General features: G+C 74.1%; 4 protein-coding genes. 2 read left to right on the top strand and 2 right to left on the bottom strand.

The features are described from left to right. Positions 1–132: 132 nt before the first annotated feature. Positions 133–3,021 (bottom strand): M4 family metallopeptidase, encoded by a 2,889-nt coding sequence (locus ACFT55_RS18965; protein ID WP_380245402.1) that lies wholly within the window; start codon positions 3,019–3,021, stop codon positions 133–135. A 162-nt stretch (positions 3,022–3,183) separates the two neighbouring features. On the opposite strand from ACFT55_RS18965, the gene ACFT55_RS18960 reads away from it, so the two are divergent. Together ACFT55_RS18960 and ACFT55_RS18955 are read left to right on the top strand one after the other, a co-directional pair. Then, the gene (locus tag ACFT55_RS18960) at positions 3,184–3,684 is read left to right on the top strand and encodes a nitroreductase family deazaflavin-dependent oxidoreductase (protein WP_380245401.1); all 501 of its coding nucleotides are present in this window, start codon (positions 3,184–3,186) and stop codon (positions 3,682–3,684) included. A gap of 48 nt (positions 3,685–3,732) precedes the next feature. After that, entirely contained in the window at positions 3,733–4,929 is a 1,197-nt protein-coding gene (locus ACFT55_RS18955) for an MFS transporter (RefSeq protein ID WP_380245400.1), read from the top strand. Between the two features lie 45 nt (positions 4,930–4,974). Here the strand turns inward: ACFT55_RS18955 and ACFT55_RS18950 are convergent. Next, on the bottom strand, positions 4,975–5,112 hold a 138-nt coding region (locus ACFT55_RS18950; RefSeq protein WP_380245403.1), incomplete at its 5' end, for a DUF2252 family protein.

Raw genomic sequence — 5,112 nt, 5'->3', positions numbered from 1 at the left:
GCGCTGTCCACTGTGGGCAACGCCTCCGCGCTGCATTCCTCGGGCCGCCGGGCCCGCCGCCGGGTCGAAGAGGCCCGCGAAGTGATCGCGGAGGCGCTGGGCGCCCGGCCGCGGTCGGTGGGGAGGGTCAGGTCAGCAGGTGCCGACCGGCCGGTCCCGCTTGACCAGGTTGGTGTGGCTGGTGGTGCCGTCGAGCCACAGCACGCGCTGGCCCTCGTCGGCCGCGGCGAAGAGCTGCTCGCCACGGCTGCACGACATCCGCTGCGGGGCCTTCTTGCCGTCGACGGCCACCTGGTAGAGCTTCGGCAGCGTCTCGTTGGCCCACGACGTCGCCTGCGGGAGCGACGTGATCGTCACCGCGGTGCCGGACGCCGTCAGCGAGTACGGGTAGAGCGTGCTGGCGGGCGTCTCCGGGACCAGCGTCACCGGGTGGGTGCCGTCGAAGGACGCCGTGCGCACGGCGGCCTGGCCGGCGTCGGTGATGTCGTCGTCCTCGATCCAGACGACGCCGTCGTCGGTGAGGGCGGTCTGGCCGACGCCCATCACGGTGGCGTAGTCCATCGGCATGAGGGTCTTGGTCCCGGCGACGGTGTCGAAGACCTCGACGCCGAGCCGCGGCCCGTCCGCGGCGTACCAGAGCTTCACGTAGGCGATCTTGCCGTCCTTGACCGAGGGCAGCGCCGTGCTCTGCGCGGGGGTGCCCGAGTCGACCAGGCCGGTCTCCCCGGTCTTCAGGTTGGCCCAGTTCACGTGCTGGGTGCCGGTGGTGTAGTCGGTCACGGTGCGGACCATGAGGTCGCCGTCGACGGCCAGGCCTCCGACGGGCCCGTTGTGGCTGAACTGCACGGTCTTGGTGACGCCGCCGGTGACGGCCCTGGCCCGCATCAGGATGTCGCTGCCGGTGTACTCGGCCCAGGCCACGGTCTTGCCGTCGGTGGCGGCGTACACGTTGAAGCTGCCGTTGTTGCCGCTCACGAGCTCCGGCCTGCCCTTGCCGTCGGTGCGTCCCAGCCACACGGAGTAGGGCTCGGAACCGTCCTCGTTGCTCCGCGAGACGGCGTACCGGCCGCCGCCCGCGCCGACGCCGGTGTCGCCGACGTTGACGTCCGCGACCAGGAGGTCGCTGTCGATGCCGAGCGTCTTCTCCCAGCCGGCCACGATGCCGTGCGCGTCGAAGGCGCCGTTGACGATCTTCAGCTGTGCCTTGGTGGCGCCCAGCTCCTGCGCGGCGGCGACGACGGCCGCCCGGCCCGCGAGGAAGTCGTCGAGCGGGGTCATGTACGCGGACAGGGCGCGGTAGACGACCTGGTCGGCGAGCTCCGCGCCGAGACGTTCCCGGATGTCCCACAGGGCGCCGGAGAAGATCGTGGAGTTGAGGTGCACGCCGCCGTTGTCGCCGCTGATGCCGGCGCCGACGAAGTCCGCGAACGTCGTGGCCCCGTCGTTCAGGTCGCGCAGCGCGCAGTCGCGGGGGGCGAGGGTGGTGCACAGGTCCTCGCCGAGGAGCGCCGCGTCCGGGTCGTCCATCGAGACGCCGTTGGCCTCAAGGTCGATCGCGTTGCCGAAGTAGTCGGCGAGGGCCTCGTTCATGGCGCCGGACTGGCCGACGTAGACGAGGTTCGCGGTGTGCTCGACGACGCCGTGCGTCATCTCGTGGCCGACGACGTCCGTGTCCGCGGAGAAGGTGCGGAAGTCGCCGCCGCCCTTGCCGTAGACCATCTTCGTGCCGTCCCAGAACGCGTTGTTGTAGGGGCCGCCGTTCGAGGTGACGCCCACGATGGAGTTGATGTACCCGTCGTGCCCGTCGAGCCCGGCCCGGCCGAAGGTGTCCTTGTAGTAGTCGTAGACCTGGCCGGCCGCCCAGTGCGCGTCGACCATGCCGGAGTCGGTGAACCCCTGGCCGAGGTCCGCGGTCGCGCTCTCGCCGATCGTCGCCTGGCTCGGCCACCGGCCGGAGGCGGAGGCGGCCGACGCCCCGTTCGCGTCGTACGTCTTGATCAGCGGGCCCTCGAAGGGCTTGTCTGCCGCCCGGCGCGTGTAGTCGATCAGCTGGAACGGCGTGTCCGGGCCGGCCTGGTACAGGCCGAGGTCGACGGTCTCGCCGTCGTACCGGACCCCGGTGCCCACGACCGACCCGGGCGTGGTGGTCGCGGCGACCTCTGCCGCCTCGGCGGTCGTGCCGGTCCCGGCCGCGACCGCGGCGGCGGGGTCGCCGGCCGGCGCGCCGAAGGTCTTGATCGCGCTGTACTGGAGCACCGGGAAACCGCCGGCGCCGTCCACGTACACCTCCTGCTTGACCGGCAGCCCGTCAGCACCGACCCCCGTGACGGTGACGTGCCGGGCCAGCACGCCGTCGCCCTGCGGCAGGATCGCCACGCCCTGCGACTCGCCGCTGAACGACGAGAGGGTCTCGGGCGTGTCCTTGCGGAGCAGTCCCCCGGGGCGGCCGGCGACGGCGGCGACCGCGCGCTGGACCGCGACCTTCTCCGAGACGGCCGGGGTCACGGTGTCCAGGTCGAGGTCGGTGTAGTACCGGCCCGACGTGCCGGTGACGGTGCGCTCGCTGCCGGACCTCGTCATCCGGACGACGTACTCGCCGCCCAGGACGTCGACGCCCCGGTACCGCTGCTGCAGGCGGACGACCTCCTGGCCGTCGGTGCTCTCTGTCCCGGCGGACCTCAGCGTCGCGGCCGGGTCGGGGATGTGGAAGCGGGCCTTGCGGGAGCCGAGGTAGCTCCGGGCGGCCTGGGCGGGGGAGACGGAGCCGTCCGCCTTCTCGTCCAGCCCGGTCACCAGTGCGGGGGTGTCCGTCGTGGTCTCGCCGTCCGGCGCCGCGGACGTCGGCGCCTGCTGGGCGGCCCCGGACGGCTGCGCGGACGCGACGGAAGGCATCCCGGTCAGGACGAGACCGGCGGCCACGAGCGCCACGAGGCCGTAGCCGGAGGCCCGTCGACATCGCCGGCGCGCGTCCGGTCCGTCCGTCCCTGCCCGTGCCGCCTGCTCGTGCGCCGAGGTCGCCATGTGCGTCTCCTTCGTCCCAGGGGAGCTTGCTCGATGGGTCCCAGCGAACGGGCGGGGCGGTGCCGCGGTCAACGACCTGGGGCGCCGACAAGTAGGCATGCGCAGATGTGAACGGGGGGCGCCAGGTCTACCGCGCTGCCCGGCGACCCGCCAGGATGGGGCATGGCCAGGCTGCTGCAGGGGATCCGGTCCGTCGTCGCGCCCGTGACGCGCACGCGCGCGTTCCGGGCGGTGGCACCGCGGGCGCTGCCGCCCGTCGAGCGGGCGCTGGCGCGGCTCACGCGCGGGCGGTTCCAGCTCAGCGCGGTGCTGGTGCCGTCGCTCGTGCTGCACACGACGGGCGCCCGGTCCGGGCAGCCGCGCGACACCTACCTCATGTACACGCCCGTGGGCGACGGCCGGCTGGTGGTGGCGGGCACGTCGTTCGCGCGCGACCGGCACCCGGCCTGGACGTACAACCTGCTCGCCCACCCCGACGCCGCGGTGAGCATCCGCGGGCGGCGGTACGCGGTGCGGGCGACGCCGGTCGAGGGGGACGCGGAGCGTGACGCCGCGTGGGCACTCGTCGAGGCGCAGTGGCCGGGCTACCGCGCGTACGAACGCGACTCCGGCCGCGTCGTGCGTCTGTTCCGCCTGGAACGTGCGGACGACGCGGCCCCATGATGTGTACGCTCGTACACCTCGCCCGACCTCCCCGGAGACCCTGCCTTCGTGACCGCCAGCACCCGCGCGCGCCGCAACGCGCTGTTCGCCCTCTTCTTCCTCAACGGCATCGCCATCTCGTCGTGGGTCACCCGCACGCCCGACGTGCGTGACCTCGTCGGCGCCACGACCGGGCAGATGGGGCTCATCCTCTTCGGCCTGTCCGTCGGTTCGATGGCCGGCATCCTCGTGTCCGGACCGCTCGTGGCCCGGTGGGGCACCCGCCCGGTCACCGTCGTCGGCGTCTCCGCGATGGCGGTCGGCGTGGCCGTCGTGGGGGTGGGGGCCGCGCTCGGCTCCGGCGGGGTGGTCGCCCTCGGCCTCGGCCTCGTCGGGTGCGGCATGGGCGGCGGGGAGATCGCCCTCAACGTCGAGGGGGCGGAGGTCGAGCGCCTGCTCGGCCGCTCCGCGCTGCCCGCCATGCACGGGTTCTTCAGCCTCGGCACCGTGGTCGGCGCGACCATCGGGATGGTGCTGACGGCCGTCGCGTTCCCCGTCGTCGTGCACCTGCTCGTGGTCGCCGTGGCCATGCTGGCCGGCCTCGCCGTCGCGATCCGGCCGGTGCCCGCGGGCGTGGGCCGGCGCGACCCCGCCCTGCGGCGGGCGGACGCCGGCTCGGGGCCGCCCGTCTGGAAGGACACGCGGCTGCTGCTCATCGGCGGCATCATCCTCGCGCTTGCCCTCGCGGAGGGTGCGGCCAACGACTGGCTCCCGCTCGTCATGGTCGACGGGCACGGCTTCGACGCAGCCCTCGGCTCCGCCGTGTACGCCGTGTTCGCCGCCTCCATGACGCTCGGCCGGTTCGTGGGCGGCCGGTTCGTGGACCGGTTCGGGCGCGCCGCCGTGCTGTGCGCGAGCGCCCTCGTGGGCGCCGCCGGCCTCGCGCTGGTGATCTTCGCCGACCAGCAGTGGGTGGCGGCAGGCGCCGCCGTCCTGTGGGGCCTCGGGGCGTCGCTCGGCTTCCCGGTCGCGCTCTCCGCGGCCGGCGACTCCGGCCCGAACCCCACGGCCCGCGTCTCCCTCGCCGCCACCCTGGGCTACGTCGCGTTCCTCGTCGGACCGCCGCTGCTCGGCTTCCTCGGCGACCACTACGGGCTGCGGTCCGCCCTCGTCGTCGTCCTGGTGCTGGTCGCCGCGGCCGCGTTCCTGGCCCCGGCCGCGCGGACGCCCAAGGCCCCCGCGGAGCGCGTCGCCGCGCGGGTCTGAGCGGCCGGCGAGGTCGGTGGCGCCGACCGTCCGGTCGACGGCGGGTCAGGCCTCCGCAGCCTCCAGCCGGCCGGACGACACGGCGTCCAGGAAACGGGCGTAGTCGCGCTCGTTCTGGTCCGCGTAGGCCGCGGCGAAGTCCGCGACCGCCCGGTCGAAGACGTCGGAGCGACCGAGGTACGC

The sequence above is a fragment of the Isoptericola sp. NPDC057191 genome, assembly GCF_042670225.1.
GTDB lineage: Bacteria > Actinomycetota > Actinomycetes > Actinomycetales > Cellulomonadaceae > Isoptericola.
This window is presented reverse-complemented; position numbering and strand designations above follow the sequence as displayed.